We start from the raw sequence: 20634 nt of genomic DNA on the forward strand, positions 1-20634 counted from the left end.
CCCAGAATTTGCATTCATCGTCTGCGTCGCCGACTTATCGTCAGCAGCAAAGAAGCGAGATTCTAATCTGCTTTTTGCTTCGTCGTCAAGTATTTTTGAAAATTTCTTTTCTCAATACTCGGCAACTTCGCTTTCTTCACCACCCCGGCCAGCGCTTTCGCAATCCAGTCGTCAGCAGCAAAGAGGCGAGATTTTGATCCGCTTTCGCGACGCTGTCAAGTACTTTTTGAAGCTTCTCTTCAGATCCGCTTCCAGCACCCGACGAGCCTCAAAGCCTCGCCAGCAGGCTTTGATCACCTGCCCTCCGCCTTTCACCCCATCGCGCCTTCCGTTTCCAGTCAGCGCTGCGTTGTGATCAGCGAAGCCCACGACTGTAGCACAGGATTTTCGGGTCGAGCAAGAGCGCCACGCGAAATTCTTGTCTACGGAGCCGTCAATCGCCCTGCCTTGCCCCGAGCCCGCTCAGGACTCCTCCTGGAACGCCTCTTCCCGCTTGCTCTTGATGGAAGGCAGCATGACGACGACGACCATGAGCGCCGCCGCCGCCAGCAATCCCGCCGACAAGGGCCGCGTCAGGAAGGTACTCCAGTCCCCCCGGGCCAGCAGCAACGCGCGGCGCAGGTTTTCTTCCATCATGGGCCCGAGGATGAAACCCAGCAGCAGCGGCGCGGGCTCACAGCTCAGCTTGTAGAACACATAACCCAGCAGTGCGAAGCCAGCCGTGAGGTAGACGTCGAAGCTGTTGTTGTTCAGCGAGTAGGTGCCGATGCAGCAGAACACCACGATGGCCGGGAAAAGGAAGCGGTAGGGCACCGTCAGCAGCTTGATCCAGATGCCGATGAGCGGCAGGTTCAGCACGATGAGCATCAAGTTACCGACCCACATCGACGCGATCAGACCCCAGAACAGCTCCGGGTTGCTCGTCATCACCTGAGGTCCGGGCTGTATGCCCTTGATGGTCATGGCGCCGACCATCAGCGCCATGACTGCGTTGGGCGGGATGCCGAGCGTCAGCATGGGGATGAAGCTGGTCTGGGCTCCTGCGTTGTTCGCGCTCTCGGGCCCGGCGACGCCCTGGATGGCGCCCTTCCCGAAGGGCACGCTGGGCTTGCGCACCACCTTCTTCTCGAGCGTGTAGGCCGCGAAAGAGGCGAGCAGCGCACCGCCGCCCGGCAACACCCCGAGCACCGAACCCAACGCCGTGCCTCGCAGCACTGCCGGCCAGGCCTCGCGGAAGTCCTCGCGTGTGGGCCACAACCCGGTCACTTCCTTGGTGAAGACCTCTCGATGCTCTTCCGGCTGACCCAGGTTGGCGATGATCTCGCCGAAACCAAACACGCCCATTGCGATGACCACGAAGCCGATGCCGTCCGTCAGCTCAGGGATGTCGAAAGAGAAACGGGCTGTGCCTGTGATGACGTCGGTGTTGATCTGGCCCAGCAGCAGGCCGAGCACGATCATCGCGATCGCCTTGATGAGGGAGCCCGACGCCAGCACCACCGCGCCGACGAGGCCGAGCACCATCAGAGAGAAGTACTCCGCCGACCCGAACTTGAAGGCCAGCTCGGTCAGCGGCGGCGCGAAGGCCGCGATGATGACCGTGCCCACGCAGCCGGCGAAAAAACTGCCCAGGCCGGCAGCTGCCAGGGCCGCGCCGGCCCGGCCGCGACGCGCCATCTGGTAGCCGTCGATGGCCGTCACCACCGAGCTCGACTCACCGGGCACGTTGATGAGGATGGCCGTCGTCGAGCCGCCGTACTGCGCGCCGTAGTAGATGCCCGCCAGCATGATCAGGGCCGGCGTGGCGTCCAGTGTGTAGATGGACGGCAGCAGCATGGCGATGGTCGCCACCGGCCCGAGGCCCGGCAGCACGCCGATCAGCGTGCCCAGCACCGCGCCGAAAAAGGCGTAGGCCAGGTTCTGCAGGCTCAGCGCCGTGTGGAAGCCAAGGGCGAGGTTGTTCAGCAGATCCATGGCACGCCTCAGCCGGTGATGAAGACGGGCCAGAGCGGGATGGTCAGCTTCAGGCCCCAGATGAACAGGGCCCAACTGCCCACGGTCAGCACCACGCTGCTGACCAGCACGTCCCGCCAGTGGAACTCGCTGCTCGCCAGGGCCGACAGGGTGATGATCAGAGGCAGCGTGCAGGCCAGGCCCAGCCGCGGCAAGGCGGCGCCGAACACCGCGATGGTCACGACGATGACGAGCAGAGGTCGCCACGCGATGCGGCCGATGGGGTCGCCGTTCTCGGACTCAAGCGTCAGCGCCTTGAAGAGCACCAGGCCGCCAAGCGCGGCGAGCAGGATGCCCAGCCCGAAGGGGAAATAGCCGGGGCCAGGTCTTGCCGAGGCGCCGAAGGAATACTCCGTCGCGCCCCACGCGAACACCACGCCCACCACCAGGAACATCAGCCCGGACCAGAAGTCCCGCTGGCTCTTGATCTTCATCGTTTGTCGCCTCCGGCGCGCCCAGGTCCGGGCGCGCAACATCTGCCGGCGATTCTGTCAGCGGGGGGAGCCCCCCAGCCTGTGGATTACACGTAAGCCCGAGTTGCCGCGGCAGGTGACGTCAGGCGTCCCACGCCGGCGTGCTGCGCAGCACTTCCTCGACCGTCGTCACGCCTTCTGCCACCTTCATCGCGCCGGCCAGGCGCAGGGGCCGCAGCCCTTCCTGCACGGCCTGGCGGCGCAGGGCGCCGAGGTCGTCGAGGCTGCCCTTGACGCCTTCGGAGACCGTCAGCAGCTCGTACAGCCCGGCGCGGCCGCGGAAGCCCGTGTTGCGGCACTCCAGGCAGCCCACCGGCTTGTACGGCCGCACGCCGCCGCCCAGCCGCCAATGGCGCACCAGCTCGTTCAGGCTCTCCCGCGTCACCGTCGGGTCGGGCTGCTTGCAGTGCGGGCACAAGGTGCGCACCAGCCGCTGCGCGAGCACGCCGATGATGGTGGCGCTGATGAGGTAGCTCGGCACGCCGAGGTCCTGCAGCCGCGTGATGGCCGACACCGAATCATTGGTGTGCAGGGTGCTGAACACCAGGTGGCCGGTTAGCGCCGCCTGGATGGCCATCTCGGCGGTTTCCAGGTCACGGATCTCGCCCACCATGATGATGTCGGGGTCCTGGCGCATCAGGGCGCGCAGGCCGTCGGCGAAGCCGAAGTCCAGCTGGTTCTGCACCTGCGTCTGGTTGAAGGCCGGCTCGATCATCTCGATGGGGTCTTCGATGGTGGTGACGTTGACCTCGTCCGTCGCCAGCCGCTTGAGCGTGGAATACAGCGTCGTCGTCTTGCCGCTGCCCGTCGGGCCGGTCACGAGGATGATGCCGTGCGGCTGCTTGACCAGGGCCTCCCAGCGCTCGGAATCGTGCTGGCCGAAGCCCAGCGACGCCAGGTCCTTGACCGCCGTCTCGGGGTCGAAGATGCGCATCACCATCTTCTCGCCGAAGGCCGTCGGCAGCGTCGACAGGCGCATCTCCACCTCGTCGCCGGCCGGGTTGCGCGTCTTGATGCGGCCGTCCAGCGGGCGGCGCTTCTCGACCACGTCCATGCGGCCGAGCAGCTTGATGCGCGAGGTCATCGCGCTCATCACCGTGGGGGGCAGCTGGTAGACCGTGTGCAGCACGCCATCGATGCGGAAGCGGATGACGCCCATTTCGCGGCGCGGCTCCAGGTGGATGTCGCTGGCGCGCTGGTCGAAGGCGTACTGCCACAGCCAATCGACCACCTGCACCACGCCCTGGTCGTTGGCGTCGAGCTGCTTGTTGGTCTTGCCCAGCTCGACGAGCTGCTCGAAGCTCGCCACCTGGCTCTGCTCTCCCGCCTTGGCCGCGGCCCTCACCGAGCGGGCCAGCGTGAAGAACTCGGTCGTGTAGCGCGCGATGTCCAGCGGGTTGGCCACGACCAGCTTGATGGGCTTGCGCACATGCGACTCGATCTGCGCCACCCAGCCGGTGTCGAAAGGCTCCGAGGTCGCGATGGTCACGTCCATCAGCCCGAACTGCACCGGCAGGCAGCGCTTGGCCTCGGCATAGCCGATGGACATCACGTCGCCCACGCGGCCCACGTCCACCTTCAGCGGGTCGATGCGCAGATAGGGCAGCTTGGCCCGCACCGCCAGCCATTCGGTCAGCGCGTCCACGTCCAGCGGCTTGCCGGTCGCCAGGTGGACGAGATTGGCATGGCCCAGCCGCACGAGGGCGTGCAGCGAGCTGTCGCCCGCCCCCAACCTCTGCTCCGTGCGGATGGCCTGGGCCTCGTCGATCAGGCCATCCTTCAGCAGCCACTTCAGCAACTGGCGCCATTCCAGGCGGCCTTCCGGCTTGGAGGATGACGCGGACTCGGATTTCGGCTTGGAGGTCATCGTGGTCGGGGTCAAAGCGCCTGCAGGATGCTCGTGGGCAGGGGCCGCACGAGCCGCAGCCATTTGCGGGCCGGCAGCTTGAAGCGCGTTTCGATGTTAGCTGCGCGCTGCTCCAGCACCTCGCGGTGAGGCACCTGCACCCCGCGGGCCGCCACGACGATGGTGTTGCCCTCCTTGGTCGGCGCCAGGCTCCAGACCTGGTCGGAACCGAAGGCCCGCGCGATGCGCAGGGCGCTGCGGGCGAAGCTGGCGCTGCGGCCGAAGAGGTTGACCGTCATCAGCCCCCCATCGGCCAGCACGCCGCGGCAGGCGGCGTAGAAGGCCTCGTCGTCCAGCACCGGCGAGGCGGCCTCGTGGTCGTAGAGGTCGACGTTGAGCACGTCCACCGTCTGCAGGTGGGCCTCGTCGGCCACCCAGCGGGCGGCGTCCTCGTTCACCACCTGCAGCCGCGCGTCGTCCGCCGGCAGCCGGAACCACTGCCGGCAGGCGGCGATGACCTCGGGGTTGATCTCGACGGCCGTCGTCCGCATCTTCAGGCGGCCATGGCAGAAGCGCGTCAGCGCCGCCGCCCCCAGGCCCAGCTGCACCGCATGGCCCTCGCCCAGCGCGGCCGGGTCGCGCCACAGCATCCAGGCACACATGCGCTGCACGTACTCCAGCTCGATCTCGTCGGGCTTGCGGATGCGCATCGCGCCCTGCACCCAGATGGAGTCCAGGTGCAGGAAGCGCACGCCGTCGAACTCGCTGAGCGTGGCGGGCGCCCAGGTGGCGCCCCGTGGGTTCTTCTTCATGGCCGGCATCCTAGGGCCTGTTCACACTACGGCAGGGGTCGCGAAGGCCATCCCCCAGGGGCCAATCAAGGCGCAGCGCGCCGCCCGCATTGATATGCGGGCAAGCGGTGCAACGCCGAGTGGCCCCTGGGGGATGGCCTTCCCTTCGGGTTGTGACCAAAAGGCCCGCGCGCGGCGTTGCGAAGCCTCGCTTGGGGCCTACCCAAGCTTCGTTTCGCGCCTTGCTCGCGGGCCTTTTGGTCGCAACGCGACCCCTGCCGTAGGGTGAACAGGCCCTAGGTCAGCCGAGACAGGGCGCCAGCGCCTCGCGCCAGGCGGCGATCTTGGCGGCCAGGCTCAGGCCGGCATGCGCCGGGCTGGTGGACGGCAGCCGCAGCACCGGCAGCCCGGGCGCGCCCAGGGCCCGCAGCGCCTGCCCGTGGGCCAGGCCGCCGTTGCAGGCGATGGCCCGCAGCTGCGGCAGCCGGGCGACGAGCTCGGCCACGTCGCTCGGCTCGGCGTCCTCGATGGCCGTGTCGAGGCTGCCCTCGCGCCGGCAGGCCGCCACGGCGTCCCACAGGGCCACGCGCCCGCGGCGCAGCGCTTGCAGCCGTTGCTCATAGGGCTGCTGCGGCAAGGCAGCCTCGCCGAGCAGGGCCGCCATCACCGGCCAGAAGGCATTGCGCGGATGCGCGTAGTACTGCGCCGCCTTCAACGAGGCCGCGCCCGGAAAGCTGCCCAGCACCAGCACGCGGGCCCTGGCGTCGAACACCGGCGCCAGGCCGACGAGGCGCGCAGACTCGGGATTGGGGGGATTGGCCGTGGGCGGCTGGGAGGATGCGGTCGTCTTCAAGGGGTCGGTCGGCAATTTTCGAAGGAACACGGAAGCCGTCTGGCAGTTTCTCAGCACCCAGGGGGGTGGAATCCGGCCTGAAGGTGCCGGCCGCCGGCGTCTTCATGCAGGTGCTGCGGCCCTTCAAGGTGGGCGACTTCATCCAGGCCGGCGGCGCGCCCGAGAGCCTTCGGCCCTGCGTGAGACCCTACTGCCACACCGGCCATGCCTGGCAGGTCTACTTCGACACCCACAAGGCGATCAGCACCACCTTCCGAGCCGCGGGTTACCCCATGCCGGAGACGCGGATCGCGCCAAGCAACCGCTGACCGCCGACGAAAGACCCACCGCCATGGCCGACCTCATCGCCCGCATCGCCGAACTCTGGCGATACCCCGTCAAGTCCTGCGCCGGCGAAGCCGTCGAGTCGCTGGCGCTGGATGCCGACGGCTGGCCGGTGGGCGACCGCGGCTGGGGTGTCGTCGACGTCTCGGGCGAGCTGACCTGGATGGGGGCCCATCCCCGGCTGGCCCTGGTGCAGGCGCATCTCGCCGGGCCGGCCCTGCAGCTGCGCGCCGGGGGGCGGTCGCTGAGCGTGCCCGACGACGGCGGCGACGCCGTCGAAGTGCGCGGCTGGAACGGCGAACGCCAGGACTTCGACGTCCTGCAGGCCTGGGACGCCGGCGAGGACGCCGCGGCCCTGCTGCACGCCGCCACCGGCGAGCGCCTGCGCCTCGTGCGCCTGAGCATCGAGGCCCAGCGCCGGCCCATACTCAACGCCCTGCACCTGCTGGGCGACGGTTCTCTGCAGTCCTGGCAGGAGGCGCTGGGCCGGCCGCTCAACGGCCCGGTCCAGCGTGCCCGGCCCAACGTGGTGCTGTGCAGCGAGAGCGGCGAGCCGCTGCCGCCCTTCATTGAGGACCTCCTCACCGAAGCTCGCCTCGGCGCCCTCACGCTGCGCCGCACCTCGCCCTGCGTGCGCTGCGTGATGCCGACGGTCGACCCGGCCACCGCCGAACCCCAGCCGCCCGTGCTGGACGCGCTGGCCCGCCTCAGCGCCGAACGTGCGCCGGGCGAGCCCGTGCAGTTTGGCGTCTATGCACGCGGCAACGCGGCGGGCCGGCTGCACGTCGGCGACCGCGTCGAGCTGGCGCTGGCCTTCGCCGGGGCCTGATCAGCGCAGCCGCGGCAGCACCGCCCGCGCGTTGGCGCTGGTGATGCGCGCCGTTTCCGCCACCGTCCAGCCGCGCAGTTCGGCCAGGCTCGCGGCAATGCGCGGCAGCTCGGCTGACTCGTTGCGCGCCTGCCCCGGTTCGGCCTCGCGCTGCGCGGCCGTTTTGTAGAGCCAGTGCGGCGGGATGTCCGGCGCGTCGGTCTCCAGCACCGGCACGTCGTCGGCCACGCTGGCGGCGATGCGGCGGATCTGCAGCGCGCGCTCGAAGGTCAGCGTGCCGCCGAAGCCGAGCTTGAAGCCCAGCTCGACGAAGGCCTGCGCCTGCTGCTCGCTGCCGTTGAAGGCGTGGGCGATGCCGCCGTGCGGGAAGTCCACCCGGCGCAACCCGGCCAGCAGCTTGTCCGCGCTGCGCCGCACGTGCAGCAGCACCGGCAGGCCGGCTCGCTTGGCGAGCTTGAGCTGCTCCACGTAGAAATGCTGCTGGACGCCCGGGTCCAGGCCGTCGACGAAGAAGTCCAGGCCGATCTCGCCGACTGCGACAAGCCGCGGGTCGGCATGGTGGGTCTCGAGCGCTTCGGCCAGCCTGGCGAGGTCGCCCTCGGCCGCACGCATCACGCACAGCGGATGGATGCCGAGCGCATAGCTGAAGCCATGCTCGATGGCCAGCAGCCGCACCGCGTCCAGGTTGTGCACGTCGACCGCCGGGATGACGATCCGCGTGACGCCCGCGGCCTTGGCGCGGGCGATGACGGCGTCGCGGTCAGCGTCGAACTCGGCGGCGTCCAGGTGGCAGTGGGTGTCGATCCACATGCCTGACCTTCTAACTCAACGAAACACGACCGTGCGGTTCCCGTTCAGCAGCACCCTGTGCTCGGCATGCCATTGGATGGCCCGGGCCAGGGCCACGCACTCCATGTCGCGGCCGATGCCGACGAGCTGCTCCGGCGGCATGCTGTGGTCGATGCGGGCGACCTCCTGCTCGATGATGGGGCCCTCGTCGAGGTCGCTGGTCACGTAGTGGGCCGTCGCGCCGATGAGCTTGACGCCGCGCTCGTAGGCCTGGTGGTAGGGCCGGGCGCCCTTGAAGCTCGGCAGGAAGCTGTGGTGGATGTTGATGGCCCGGCCCGCCAGGTCGCGGCACAGCTCGGGCGACAGGATCTGCATGTAGCGCGCCAGCACCACGAGGTCGATCTGGTTGTCCGCGATCACCTCCCGGATCTTGGCCTCCTGCGCCGCCTTCTGGGCGTCGGTGCCGCCCAGCAGCGGGAAGTGGTGGAAAGGGATGTTGTGCGAGGCCGCCAGCTGATAGAAGTCGCGATGGTTGGAGACGATGGCCGGGATCTCGATGGGCAGGTGGCCCGTCTGCACGCGGAACAGCAGGTCGTTCAGGCAGTGCCCGAGCTTGGACACCAGCAGCAGCACGCGCGTCTTGCGGCTGCGCGCCACCAGCTCCCAATCCATGCCGAACTCGGCCGCCAGCGGCGCGAAGGCTTGCTGCAGCGCGCCCTCCTCGGCCGCCGCCTCGAACTCGATGCGCATGAAGAAGCGCGCGTGGTCGGCGTCGCCGTGCTGGTGCGAGGTGAGGATGTTGGCGCCCTCGCGCAGCAGCACGCCGGTGACGGCATGGACGATGCCGGCGCGGTCGGGGCAGGAGAGCTTGAGGATGAAGCGGGGGGTCATGCGGCGGGTCAGGCGAATTGGCCGGCCACGAGGCGCAGCTGCCGGTCGCAGCGCGCCGCGAGGTCGCGGTCGTGGGTGACGAGGACGAAGGCGGTGCCCAGCTCGCGGGCGCGTTCCAGCATCAGCGCGAAGACGGCGTCGGCGGTGTCGCGGTCGAGGTTGCCCGTGGGTTCGTCGGCGAGCACGCAGGCCGGCCGCGTCACCAGGGCCCGCGCGATGGCCACGCGCTGGCGCTCGCCGCCCGAGAGCTCACCGGGCCGATGGTGCAGCCGCTCGCCCAGGCCCACGCGGGCCAGCATCTCGGCGGCCGTGGCGCGCGCCTCGGGCCGCGCCTGCCGGCGGATGCGCAGCGGCATGGCGACGTTGTCGACGGCGCTGAATTCCGGCAGCAGGTGATGGAACTGGTAGACGAAGCCCAGGTGCCGGTTGCGCCAGCCGCCGCGTGCGGCCTCGTTCATCGGCGCGAGCGGCCGGCCCATCAGCGTGACGATGCCGGCCGTGGGCTGGTCCAGCCCGCCGAGCAGGTGCAGCAGCGTCGACTTGCCCGAGCCGGAGGCGCCGACGATGGCCAGGGTCTCGCCGCGCTTGACGGCCAGGTCCACGCCGCGCAGCACCGTCACGTCCAGCCCGCCTTCCTGGAAGCGGCGCGTCAGGCCCGTGGCCTGGATGACGAGTTCACTCATAGCGCAGCGCCTCCGCCGGTTGCACGCGGCTGGCACGCCAACTGGGGTAGAGCGTGGCCAGGAAGGCGAGCACCAGCGACACGAGGGCGATGGGCACGATGTCGCCGCTCTGCGGATCGCTGGGCATCTGGCTAATGACGTAGACGCTGCCCGGCAGGAAGCTGACGTTCAGCAGGTGCTCGATGGCCGGCACGATGACGTCGATGTTGAAGGCGATCAGCAGGCCGAGCAGCACGCCGGCCAGGGTGCCGATGACGCCCGACACCGCGCCCTGCACCATGAAGATGCCCATCACCGAGCGCGGGCTCGCGCCCAGGGTGCGCAGGATGGCGATGTCGCTCTGCTTGTCGGTCACCGTCATCACCAGCGTCGAGACGAGGTTGAAGGCCGCCACCGCGACGATGAGCGCCAGCACGATGCTCATCATGCGTTTCTCGATCTGCACGGCGTCGAACCAGGTGGCGTTGGCGCGCGTCCAGTCGCGCACCAGGATGCCGGGCCCCATCGTTCGGGCCAGCTCGCCGGCCACGCGGCGCGCCTCGTGCACGTCGCGCAGGCGCAGCTGCACGCCGGTCGGCCCCTCGGTGCGGAAAAGCTTGGCCGCATCGTCGAGATGGACGAGGGCCAGGCCGGAGTCGTATTCGTAGTGGCCGGCACTGAAGGTGCCCACCACCGTGAAGCTGCGCAGCCGCGGCACCACGCCGGCCGGCGTCACCTGGCCGCCCGGCGCCACGAGCGTGACCTTGTCGCCCTCGCCCACGTTGAGCTGGCGCGCCAGCTCCGCGCCGAGCACGATGTTCCAGGACCCCGGCTGCAGCCGCGCGAAGGCGCCGTCCTTGAGCTGCGCGCCCAGGCCCGTGACCTGGGCCTCGTCCGCCGGCGAGATGCCGCGGATGATGGCGCCGCGCATGTCGTCGCCGCCGTGGGCGATGAGGCTCTGCGTGGCGACGAAGGGCGCCGCACCCACGACCTCGGGGTTCTGCCGCGCCAGGGCCGCCGTGGCCCGCCAGTCGGGCAGGGCCTGGCCGCTGTAGTCCAGCAGCTCGACGTGGGCGATGACATTGAGCATGCGGTCGCGCACCTCGCGCTGGAAGCCGTTCATCACCGACAGCACGACGATGAGGGCCATCACGCCCAGGGCGATGCCGATCATCGATACGCCGGAGATGAAGCTGATGAAGCGGTTGCGCCGCCCGCCCCGGCCGGCGCGGACGTAGCGCCAGCCGACCTGGAGTTCAAACGGCAGGGACATGGGGCGGAGGTACGGCGTGAGGCATGGGGCCGGCATGGTAACTGGCAGGCCGCCGCCGCGCGCCGCCACGGTCACCACTGGAAACCCGCCGGCCCTGCGTCCGGCGGAGCCTCAGGGCGCCGCGCCCGCGCCTCGCTGCAGCTCCCAGCGCGCGATGGTCACCTCGCGGTAGGGCACGGCCTGCGTGGCCACCGCGCGCTCGAACCACGGCAGGGCCTCGCCGCGCCGGCCCTGGGCCGCCAGTTGCTGGCCGATGAAGAAATAGGCCTCGGCCAGGCGCAGCCTCTCCTCCTCGGGCTTGGCGCGGGCGGCCTTGAGCAGGGCCTCGCGGTCCAGGGCTCCGCCCAGATAGCGCAGCAGCAGGCTGCCCCAGCCCTCGCGGCCGGTGTCCACGCTGGCCAGCTCGTCGGCGATCGCGGCCCGGCCGCGCCCGCCCTGGCGCTCGGCGGCGAGGTAAAGCCACAGCAGCGTGAACTGCCTCACCTCCCCGGTCGTGTTGGCGGCGTTGTCGCGCAGGGCCGCCTCGGCCTGCGCGTAGTCGCCCAGCAGATAGTGCGTCGTGCCCAGCCACGAGCCGGGCGGCTGGCTGCTGCCGAGCCGGGCCTGCTCGTTGAAGGCCGCCAGCGCCTGCGCCGGCTGGCCGAGGCCGACCAGGGCGACGCCCCGCGCCGCCAGCGCAGCGGCGGCCTCCTCGGCGGGCGGCTCGAGCTTGAGCACCGCCTCGGCATCGGCGAGGCCGGCGGCGAAGTCGCCGAGCAGGTTGTTCGCCTCGGCCCGTTCGGCCAGCACCCGGGCCGCCATCCGGCCGCGCGGGTCCACGCGGTCGAGCAGCGAGGTGTCCACCAGCCGCGCGATCTCGCCGGCCTGCAGCATCTGGTAGAGCAGATCGGGACGGCCGGCCCGGTACTTGTCCAGCCGCCTGTCGATGGCGGCGAACTGCGGCTCCAGCGCCTTGTCGCGCACGTCCACCAGGGCCACGCGGGCCTGGTTGTTCGGCAGCTGGCGGGCGCGGCCGATGCGCTCGCGGTAGGCCTCCATGTCGGCCGGCAGCACTTCGTCGCTGCGGCGCTCGAAGCGGTTCACCGACACCAGGGTGCGGTCCTTCACCTCCACCCGCGCCTGGAAGCTGAAGTGCTTGTCCGCCACCTGCTGCGGCGCCGGCGGCGTGCCGCTCAAGGCCTGGGGCCCCGTGATGGCGATGCGCAGCTCCAGGCTGCGCGGCCCGTCCAGCCAGAAGGGATAGCGGCGCCGCGCCTCGGGCGGCACGGACAGCGCGTCCCCCAGCTCCACGGTCGGGAACTCCAGCTCCAGTTGTCCGCGCCGGTAGCGGCCCGGCGCGGGATGCTCGAACTGCAGGGTCAGCTCGAACTCGTTGCTCTCGCGGTCGTCGCGCAGCGCCGGCGCGCCAACGCTCACGAGGCCCGGCACCGCCTTCACGTAGAAGCCGCCCAGGGTCTCGGCGATGCGGTCCACGCCGGCCTGGGCGGCAATGGCACGCCAGCGCTCGGCGGCCAGGCCCGTGGCCTTCATCGAGGTGCGCAACTGGGCCGGGCGGCGCAGGTCCGACAGGTCCCAGTCCTGGCGGAAATCGAGGCCGTCGACGGCGAAGGCCGGGGGCACGATGGCCACCGGCCCGGCCGCCTCGGCCCCCTCGCCGCCGATGACCAGGCCCGCGCCGTAGGGCAGGTAGCCGCGCTTGTCCAGGGACAGGCCCTGGCCGTTGAGCGTCGGGTCGAGGAAGTACACCGCCCCGCCCAGCCGCACCCGGCTGATGACATGGTCGAACACGTCGTGGGCCGGCAGGAAATTGCGCAGGCCGCGGTTGCGCAGGGTCGACACCAGCGTGGGCCGCGCGTCGATGCCCAGGCCCGCCAGCAGCGCGTTCAGCAGCATCACCTTGTCCTTGCAATCGCCCAGGCGGTCGGCCAGGGTCTGGGACGCCGGCTTGGGCCGGTGCGAGCTCTCGCCCAGGCTCACCGAGAAGTAGCGGATCTCGTCCTGCACGAAGCGCAGCGCCTCGGCGACCTGCTGCTCCGGCGTGGCGGCACGCGCACGGATGGCGGCCACCTGCTCGGCGACCGCGGGCTGCAGCGGCTCGGGCGCGAACAGCTGCCGCGCCCAGCGGTCCACCTCGGGCCAGCCGGCGTACTCGCTCACGTGCAGCGCCGGGAAGACCTTGAACCACGGCGGCGTGGAGGTCTCGTCGGGCACCGGGGCCACGCGCTCGCGCAGCACCCGCAACACCTGCAGGCCGCCTTCCGTGAAGCGCTCGGGCTGCAGGTCCGTCGCCACGCCCCGCACCTGCAGCGGGCGCTCCGGCGGGCCTTCGATGCGCAGGTGCAGCCGGTCGATGGGGTCGTCGCTGGCCACGTGCAGCAGCGAGGCGAAGCGGCCCTCGAAGATGGGGTTCTCGCCTTCGACCGTGTAGGCGATCTCGACCACGTCGCCCACCCGCACGTCGCTGAGCACGACCAGGGCCGTGCGCACGCCGTCGATCATCTGGCGCTCGAGCTGCTGCTCGCGGCGCATCAGCTCCACGCGGGCCGCCTTGAGCCGGTCCTGGCGCTGGCCATCGCGCAGCACTGCCGCGGCATGGATGACGAGCTGCTGGTAGGCCGGGTTGAAGCTGATCTGCGGCTCGGACACGTCGCGCAGCGTGGAGCTGTCCAGCGCCACGCGCTGCAGGTGCACGTAGGTCGCCGTCGCCGACCTGGGCGCGAGGTGGATCTGCAAGTCCACGAGGGGCTCGCGCCGGGCCTTGGTGCCGGCCGCGGGCTCCACGCGGGCGGTGTCCGCGGCGGGCGGCAGGGCCTTGACCCAGCCGGGGGCCGGGCCGAAGCGATACCCGGCCCCGGCCGGCGCGGCGGGGTAGGCCGACGCAGCACGCGCCGGCTGACCCTTCGCCACCGGACGGGCCGGCTGAACCTGAGCCTGCGCCTGCGGCGCCATGGCCAATGTCATCGCCAGCGCGACGGCCGGCATCCACGCCAGCCCCGGTTTCCTTGCCATCCCGATCTCTCCCTGCATGAAGGCCGGATTGTGCGGGGCCGTCAGAGGACGAGAAGGGCCCGGAAGTCGTTGACGTTGGTGAAGGTCGGCCCCGGCACCAGCAGGTCGCCCAAGGGGGCGAAGAAGCTGGCGCTGTCGTGGGCGTCGAGCAGGGCCTGCGGGTTGAGGCCCAGGGCGCGCGCCCGGCCGAGGCTGGTGGGGGTGAGCAGGGCGCCGGCATGCGGGCCGACGCCGTCGATGCCGTCGGTGTCGGCCGCCAGGACGAAGACGCCCGGCTCGCCCTGCAGGGCCAGGGCGCAGCCGAGCAGGAACTCGGTGGCCCGCCCGCCCTTGCCGGCGGGCCGGCTGGCGTCCACGGTCACCGTGGTCTCGCCGCCGGACAGGATGACGCAGGGGCGGCCAAAGGGTTCGCCGCGCCGCGCGACGGCCCGGGCCAGGGCCGCGTGCACGCCGCCGACGACGCGCGACTCGCCCTCCATCTCGTCGCTGAGGATGTGCGTCTGCAGGCCCTGGGCGCGGGCCGCGGCGGCGGCGGCCTCCAGGCTCATCTGCGGCGTGGCGAGCATGACGAGGCCATGGCCGGCCAGGCGCTCGTCGCCCGGCTTGGGCGTCTCGAAGGCGCCGGACTCCAGGCCCGCGCGGGCGGCCGGCGGCAGCTCGATGCGGTGGCGGCGGCAGATGGCCAGCGCCTCGGCACAGGTCGTCGCGTCGGCCACCGTGGGGCCGGAGGCGATGACGGCGGGGTCGTCGCCGGGGACGTCGCTGATGGTGAAGGTCAGCACGCGCGCCGGCGCGCAGGCCGCGGCCAGGCGCCCGCCCTTGATGGCCGAGAGGTGCTTGCGCACGCAGTTCATCTCGCCGATGGCGGCGCCGCTGGCCAGCAACGCGCGGTTGACGGCCTGCTTGTCGGCCAGCGTGAGGCCGGGCGCCGGCAGGCTCAGCAGCGCCGAGCCGCCACCGGACACCAGGCAGATGACGAGGTCGTCGGCCGTAAGGCCGCGCGCCAGAGCGAGCATCTTCTCGCTGGCGGCCAGGCCGCTGGCGTCGGGCACCGGGTGGGCCGCCTCAACCAACTCGATGCGGCGCGGCCGCCAGCCGCCGGGCACGTGGCCATAACGCGTCACCACCAGGCCCGACAGCGGCGCCTCGGCAGGCCAGGCGGCCTCCAGCGCCTGCACCATCGCCCCGCCCGCCTTGCCGGCGCCGAGCACCAGGGTGCGGCCCTTGGGCGGCGGCGGCAGGTGCCCGGCCAGCACATGGCCCGGCAGGGCGCGGGCGACGGCCACGTCGTAGAGCTGGCGCAGCAGCGCGCGAGGATCGACATTCATGGGGCTTGCTGGCTCCAGCGGCCGATGAGGGCGCGCTCGTCGTCGGTGAGACCGGTGGCGTTGTTCAGCGGCATGGCGCGCTGCACGACCACCTGCTGGTAGATGCGGGCCTTGTAGATGGCCAGGCCCTCAGCCGAGTCCAGGCGCACGCCCTTCTGGGCCGCCTCGCCGCTGTGGCACATCGCGCAGCGCTGGGCCACGACGGCCTGCATCTGCGCCAAGCCCACCGGCTCCGCCGTCGCCGCCATGGCCTGGGGCCGGGGCGCCAGCCAGGCGATCACGCCGGCCAGCAAGGCGACGCCGAGCGCCACCGCGCCCCAGCTGTTCACCCCCTTGTGGCGCTTCACGAAGAAGACCCGGATGGCCACACCGGCCGCCATCATCAGCGCCAGCACCGCCCAGTTGTGCAGGTGCTGGTAGAGCATGCCGTAGTGGTTGCTCAGCATGGCGACGAGCACCGGCAGGCCGAAATAGGTGTTGTGCACGCTGCGCTGCTTGCCGCGCTGGCCGTGGATCGGGTCGGGCTTGAGGCCGGAGCGCATCTGGGCGATGACCTTGCGCTGGCCCGGGATGATCCAGTGGGCGACGTTGGCCGTCATCATGGTCGCCAGCGTCGCGCCGACGATGAGGAAGGCCGCGCGGCCGGCGAAGAGATGGCAGGCCAGCCAGCTTGCGCCCACGACAAAGACGGCGACCGCCGCCAGCACCCGGCCATCGTGGCCGACGCCACCCTCGGCCGTCCGCCCGAGGGTATGGCAGGCCGCCTCGTAGACCACCGTGCCCATGAGCAGGAAGCCCAGCGCCGCCGCCACGGCCTGCCAGGGAGCGCCCCAGGCGAAGACACGCGGGTCGATGAGCATCTGGCTGGCGTTGGCGAGGTAGAGGACGACGAAGAGGCCGAAGCCGCTCATCCACGTCCAGTAGCTCTCCCAATAGAACCAGTGCAGATCCTGTGGGAGGTTGGCGGGCGCCACCATGTACTTCTGCGGGTTGTAGAAGCCGCCGCCGTGCACGGCCCAGAGCTCGCCGTCCACCCCCTTGGCCTTGAGGTCGTCGGCGGTCGGCTTGACGAGGTGGTTGTCCAGCCAGACGAAGTAGAACGAGGCGCCGATCCAGGCGATGACGGTGATGACGTGCAGCCAGCGCAGCAGCAGGTTGGCCCAGTCGAGCAGGTAGATGTCCATGAGCAGTGGCGTTATCGGGCAGCCCCACCACGGCGGGTGCTGTGGGGCCCGGAGCGTCGCGTCCGCGGAAGCTGCGAGACCCCCGACACCGCTGCGACAGGGCGCGAGTTTATTCAGGCAGGCTCAGCAACTGGGCGAGCACGGCCACCGCGATGACGGCCGGTTGCTTGCCCGCCACGCCGGGCACCCCGATGGGGCAGGTGACATGGGCCAGGTCCGCCTCGCCGAAGCCCCGGCCCTGCAGCCGCTGGCGAAAGCTCGCCCACTTGGTCCGGCTGCCGATCATGCCGACGAAGGGCAGGTCGCCGCGCTCGCGCTGGCGCTTCAGGCAGGCGGCGACGATGTCGAAGTCCTCGGCATGGTTGTGGGTCATGACGAGCACGGCCGAGCCCGCGGCGAGGTCGGCGACGGCGTCGGCCGGCGGCTCGCAGGCCTCCTGCCTCCAGCCAGGCGCCGGTGGCTCGGCCGGAAAGGCCGCCGCCCGGCTGTCGATCCAGTGCAGGGCCAGGGGCAGGTCCCGCGCGATGCGGGCCAGGGCGTGGCCGACGTGCCCGGCGCCGAAGAGGGCTACCGGGCGCAGCGGCACCGCCGGCAGGCGCGCGGCCGGGTCTTCGCCCGACTCCAGGCGCTCGAAGCGCAGCCAGACGACGCCGCCGCAGCATTGGCCGAGGCTGGGGCCGAGGGGGTAGCGAACGATCTCGTCGAGCGGACCGCCCAGCAAGGCCGCCCGTGCCCGGGCAATCGCATCGAACTCCAGATGCCCGCCGCCGACGGTGCCGGTGGCGCCTTCCCGGGCGACGACCATCCAGGCCCCCGCCTCGCGCGGCACGCTGCCCGAGGTGCGGGCCACCACGACAAGAATTGCCTCTGTGCTCATGACATTGCGGACCGAGCTTGCGGCTTTCCGCGTTCACAGCACTCGCGACCCATGAAACGAATGCAGAAATGCAACCACAGAGGCACAGAGCCACAGAGAGAAAAGCTCTGTGTTTCCTCAGTGCCTCTGTGCCTCTGTGGTTGCCTTTGAGGTTTCACTTCAGTTGTCCATGGTGCTGCGCACCACCCGCAGCCGATGAAACGGGGTAATTGCGGGCCGAGCGCTGGGCCGCTCCCGAGCCGGCCCGCGCTGGCGATGTGCTTGCGGCTCAATGCCGCAAGCATCGCCGCCCCCTCGGGGGGCGGACCAGACCCGCGCCGCGTTCAGCGCGCGGGGTTGGGCCGGGGGCCGTTTCACTTCAGCTGCCACGGTAGGTCGAATAGGCCCACGGCGAGGCGAGCAGGGGCACGTGATAGTGCGAGCTTTCGTCCGCGATGCCGAAGTCCAGCGGCACCTCGTCCAGGAAGGCCGGTTCGGGCAGCTTCTCGCCACGGCCGCGGAAATAGGCCGCCACCTCGAAGACCAAGCGATAGCGGCCGGCCGTGAATGTCGGGCCCTCCAGCACCGGGCCGTCGGCGCGGCCGTCGGCGTTCAGGTGCAGGCTGCGCAGCCACTTCGGTCCCTCCGCGTCCAGTCGGTAGAGGCGCACGGCCATGCCCGCAGCGGGGCAGCCGTTGGCGGTATCCAGCACATGTGTTGTCAGTTTGCCCATGGCGATCCCATTCCTTGATGCACAGTGTAGGGATGAGCACCACCCGCTACCCCCGTGACCTGATCGGTTATGGCGAGAACCCGCCCCATGCTCAGTGGCCGGGCCAGGCCCGCGTCGCCGTGCAGTTCGTGCTGAACTACGAGGAAGGCGGCGAGAACTCCGTGCTGCACGGCGACGGCGGCAGCGAGCAGTTCCTGTCGGAGATGTTCAACCCGGCCAGCTACCCGGCGCGCCATCTCAGCATGGAGGGCATCTACGAGTACGGTTCGAGGGTGGGTGTCTGGCGGCTGCTGAGGGAGTTCGAGCAGCGCGCCCTGCCCCTGACCGTCTTCGGCGTGGGCATGGCGCTGGAGCGCCACCCCGACCTGACCCAGGCGTTCGTCGAGCTCGACCACGAGATCGCCTCGCACGGCTGGCGCTGGATCCACTACCAGAACATCGACGAGGACACCGAGCGCGCCCACATGGCCCAGGCGATGGCCTCGCTGCAGCGCCTGACCCTGGGCCGCGAGCCGCACGGCCTGGGCTGGTACACCGGCCGCGACAGCCCCAGCACCCGCCGCCTCGTCGCCGACTTCGGCGGTTTCGAATACGACAGCGACTACTACGGCGACGACCTGCCCTTCTGGCTGCAGGTGCGCAAGACCAATGGCGAGCTCGCGCCCCATCTCGTCGTGCCCTACACCCTCGACTGCAATGACATGCGCTTCGCCCTGCCCCAGGGCTTCAGCCATGGCGAGCCTTTCTTCGAGTACCTGCGCGACAGCTTCGACGTGCTCTACGCCGAGGGCGCCGAGCATCCCAAGATGATGAGCATCGGCATGCACTGCCGCCTGCTCGGCCGCCCCGGCCGCCTGCGCGCGCTGCAGAAATTCCTCGACCACATCGAGGCACACGACCGGGTCTGGGTCTGCCGGCGGCTGGACATCGCGCGGCATTGGAAGGCGATGCACCCCTTCGATGCCCGCAACGCCTTCGTTTGGGAATGAATATGGGGTCAGAGTCCAATTTCCTGACGCGCCTGAACGCCGCGTCGCCCGCCGAATTCGTCGCCCTGCTCGATGGCACCTACGAGCACTCGCCGTGGATCGCCGAGCGCGCCGCCGCGGCCCGGCCCTTCGCGTCACCCGCCGCGCTCAAGGCCGCCCTGGCCCGCGTCGTGCGCGAGGCCGCCGTCGACGAGCAGCTCGGCCTCATCCGCGCCCACCCCGAGCTGGCCGGCAAGGCCGCCGTGGCCGGCGAGCTGACGGCCGAGTCGACGAACGAGCAGCACAAGGCCGGCCTCACGGCCTGCACGCCCGAGGAGTTCGCCAGGCTCCAGCAGCTCAACGCCGACTACAACGCCCGCTTCGGCTGGCCTTTCATCCTGGCCGTGCGCGGCCCGCGCGGCACCGGCCTCACGCGCGCCGAGATCATCGCGACCTTCGAACGCCGGCTGCGCGCCCACCCCGACCTGGAGCGCGCCGAGTGCCTGCGCCAGATCCACCGCATTGCCGAGATCCGCCTGAACGACAAGTTCGGCGCCGAGCCCGCCCTCGGCCGGCAGCTCTGGGACTGGGCGGCCGAGCTGGCCCGCCACAGCGAAGACCCCGACTGGCTGACCTGCACCTACGCCACGCCCGCGCACACCGCCGTCGCCGAGCAACTGATGGCGTGGATGCGCGAATGCGGCTTCGACGAGGTGGGCCGCGATGCCGTCGGCAACGTCGTCGGCGTCTACCACGGCACGGGCGACCCCTCGACGGAAAAGCGCCTGCTGACCGGCAGCCACTATGACACCGTGCGCCGCGCCGGCCGCTTCGACGGGCGGCTGGGCATCTTCGTGCCCATGCTGGCCGTGCGCGAACTGCACCGTGCCGGCCGTCGCCTGCCCTTCGGGCTGGAGGTCGTCGGCTTTTCCGAGGAAGAGGGCCAGCGCTACCCGGCCACCTTCCTGGCGTCCAGCGCCCTCACCGGCGCCTTCGAGCCCGCCTGGCTCGACCAGGCCGATGCCGAGGGCATCCCCTTGCGCGACGCCATGCGCGCGGCCGGCCTGCCGGGCCGCATGGGGGCCATCACGGCCAGCAAGCGCGACCCGTCGCGCTACCTCGGCTTCGTCGAGGTGCACATCGAGCAAGGGCCGATGCTCGACAGCCTGGACCTGCCGCTGGGCATCGTCACCAGCATCAACGGCAGCCGGCGCTACACGGGCGAGATCACCGGCCTGGCCAGCCACGCCGGCACCACGCCCATGGGCCAGCGCCGCGACGCCGCCGCGGGCGTGGCCGAGCTCATCCTCTTCTGCGAACAGCGTGCCGCCGCGGTGCCCGACGTGGTCGCCACGGTCGGCATGCTGGAGGTGCCCTCGGGCTCCATCAACGTCATCCCGGGCCGCTGCCGCTTCAGCCTGGACCTGCGCGCGACGACCGACACCGTCCGCGATGCACTCGACAGCGACGTTCGCGCCAAGCTCGACGAGATCTGCCGGCGCCGCGGCCTGAGCGTCACGCTGCAGCCGACCATGGCCGCCAACGCCGCCCCCAGCGACCCCGCCTGGCAGTCGCGGTGGGAGGCCGCCGTCGCCGCACTCGGCCTGCCCCTGCACCGCCTGCCCTCCGGGGCCGGCCACGACGCGATGAAGCTGCACGACCTGCTTCCGCAAGCCATGCTCTTCGTGCGCGGCGGCAACGGCGGCATCAGCCATAACCCGCTGGAGACAGTGACCGCGGATGATGCGGAACTCGCAGTGCGGGCGTTCGAGTCGATGCTGTCATCATTACGCGCCGCGTAATACAATCGAG

The 20634-nt window shown here is 70.8% G+C and carries 18 protein-coding genes and 1 pseudogene; 5 read left to right on the forward strand and 14 right to left on the reverse strand.

The features are described from left to right. Positions 1-355 (forward strand): hypothetical protein (locus tag LXT12_RS10615; RefSeq protein WP_233391819.1); only part of this gene is annotated, 355 nt, incomplete at its 5' end. Positions 356-462: 107 nt separating this feature from the next. On the opposite strand, the gene LXT12_RS10620 is transcribed toward LXT12_RS10615, so the two are convergent. The 5 genes from LXT12_RS10620 to LXT12_RS10640 form a co-directional block, all read right to left on the reverse strand. Beyond that, the gene (locus LXT12_RS10620; protein WP_233391821.1) at positions 463-1974 is read right to left on the reverse strand and encodes a tripartite tricarboxylate transporter permease; all 1512 of its coding nucleotides are present in this window, start codon (positions 1972-1974) and stop codon (positions 463-465) included. 8 nt (positions 1975-1982) lie between these two features. Continuing rightward, a complete protein-coding gene (locus LXT12_RS10625; protein ID WP_233391823.1) occupies positions 1983-2447 on the reverse strand; it encodes a tripartite tricarboxylate transporter TctB family protein in 465 nt (154 codons plus the stop codon). 121 nt (positions 2448-2568) lie between these two features. After that, entirely contained in the window at positions 2569-4353 is a 1785-nt protein-coding gene (gene tfpB, locus LXT12_RS10630; RefSeq protein WP_233391825.1) for a type IV pilus assembly ATPase TfpB, read from the reverse strand. 11 nt (positions 4354-4364) lie between these two features. Further along, a complete protein-coding gene (locus tag LXT12_RS10635; RefSeq protein ID WP_233391827.1) occupies positions 4365-5144 on the reverse strand; it encodes a spermine/spermidine synthase domain-containing protein in 780 nt (259 codons plus the stop codon). Between the two features lie 280 nt (positions 5145-5424). Next, a complete protein-coding gene (locus LXT12_RS10640) occupies positions 5425-5976 on the reverse strand; it encodes a DNA-deoxyinosine glycosylase (protein WP_233391829.1) in 552 nt (183 codons plus the stop codon). An 89-nt stretch (positions 5977-6065) separates the two neighbouring features. Here LXT12_RS10640 and LXT12_RS10645 point away from each other — a divergent pair. Together LXT12_RS10645 and LXT12_RS10650 are read left to right on the forward strand one after the other, a co-directional pair. Further along, a pseudogene (locus LXT12_RS10645) lies at positions 6066-6284 on the forward strand (hypothetical protein); the annotation flags it as partial. A 23-nt stretch (positions 6285-6307) separates the two neighbouring features. After that, complete coding sequence (locus tag LXT12_RS10650) at positions 6308-7129, forward strand: MOSC domain-containing protein (RefSeq protein ID WP_233391830.1); 822 nt, start codon at positions 6308-6310, stop codon at positions 7127-7129. On the opposite strand, the gene LXT12_RS10655 is transcribed toward LXT12_RS10650, so the two are convergent. The 9 genes from LXT12_RS10655 to uraH form a co-directional block, all read right to left on the reverse strand. Next, positions 7130-7939, reverse strand: coding sequence for a TatD family hydrolase (locus LXT12_RS10655; RefSeq protein ID WP_233391832.1), 810 nt, complete (start codon positions 7937-7939; stop codon positions 7130-7132). A gap of 15 nt (positions 7940-7954) precedes the next feature. Then, positions 7955-8809, reverse strand: a complete 855-nt coding sequence (purU, locus tag LXT12_RS10660; RefSeq protein ID WP_233391834.1) for a formyltetrahydrofolate deformylase — start codon at positions 8807-8809, stop codon at positions 7955-7957. 8 nt (positions 8810-8817) lie between these two features. Next, a complete protein-coding gene (lolD, locus tag LXT12_RS10665; RefSeq protein ID WP_233391836.1) occupies positions 8818-9492 on the reverse strand; it encodes a lipoprotein-releasing ABC transporter ATP-binding protein LolD in 675 nt (224 codons plus the stop codon). Next, entirely contained in the window at positions 9485-10744 is a 1260-nt protein-coding gene (locus LXT12_RS10670; protein ID WP_233391837.1) for a lipoprotein-releasing ABC transporter permease subunit, read from the reverse strand. The genes lolD and LXT12_RS10670 overlap by 8 nt, the downstream gene beginning before the upstream one ends. A gap of 111 nt (positions 10745-10855) precedes the next feature. After that, positions 10856-13753 (reverse strand): DUF3857 domain-containing protein, encoded by a 2898-nt coding sequence (locus LXT12_RS10675; RefSeq protein ID WP_304622762.1) that lies wholly within the window; start codon positions 13751-13753, stop codon positions 10856-10858. 41 nt (positions 13754-13794) lie between these two features. Continuing rightward, positions 13795-15081 carry a glycerate kinase type-2 family protein gene (locus LXT12_RS10680; RefSeq protein WP_233391839.1) on the reverse strand — a complete coding sequence of 429 codons (1287 nt, stop codon included), beginning with the start codon at positions 15079-15081 and terminating at the stop codon, positions 13795-13797. Continuing rightward, positions 15078-16265, reverse strand: a complete 1188-nt coding sequence (locus LXT12_RS10685; RefSeq protein WP_233391841.1) for a urate hydroxylase PuuD — start codon at positions 16263-16265, stop codon at positions 15078-15080. The genes LXT12_RS10680 and LXT12_RS10685 overlap by 4 nt, the downstream gene beginning before the upstream one ends. 109 nt (positions 16266-16374) lie before the next feature. Next, positions 16375-17142, reverse strand: a complete 768-nt coding sequence (gene xdhC, locus LXT12_RS10690; RefSeq protein ID WP_233391843.1) for a xanthine dehydrogenase accessory protein XdhC — start codon at positions 17140-17142, stop codon at positions 16375-16377. A gap of 358 nt (positions 17143-17500) precedes the next feature. Then, positions 17501-17854 (reverse strand): hydroxyisourate hydrolase, encoded by a 354-nt coding sequence (uraH, locus tag LXT12_RS10695; RefSeq protein WP_233391845.1) that lies wholly within the window; start codon positions 17852-17854, stop codon positions 17501-17503. 32 nt (positions 17855-17886) lie between these two features. Here uraH and puuE point away from each other — a divergent pair, with 32 nt between their 5' ends. Together puuE and uraD are read left to right on the forward strand one after the other, a co-directional pair. Beyond that, positions 17887-18843, forward strand: coding sequence for an allantoinase PuuE (gene puuE / locus LXT12_RS10700; protein WP_233391847.1), 957 nt, complete (start codon positions 17887-17889; stop codon positions 18841-18843). Positions 18844-18845: 2 nt separating this feature from the next. After that, complete coding sequence (gene uraD / locus LXT12_RS10705) at positions 18846-20624, forward strand: 2-oxo-4-hydroxy-4-carboxy-5-ureidoimidazoline decarboxylase (protein WP_233391849.1); 1779 nt, start codon at positions 18846-18848, stop codon at positions 20622-20624. The last annotated feature ends 10 nt before the right edge of the window (positions 20625-20634 follow it).

Source organism: Pelomonas caseinilytica (assembly GCF_021353235.1).
GTDB lineage: Bacteria > Pseudomonadota > Gammaproteobacteria > Burkholderiales > Burkholderiaceae_C > Pelomonas > Pelomonas caseinilytica.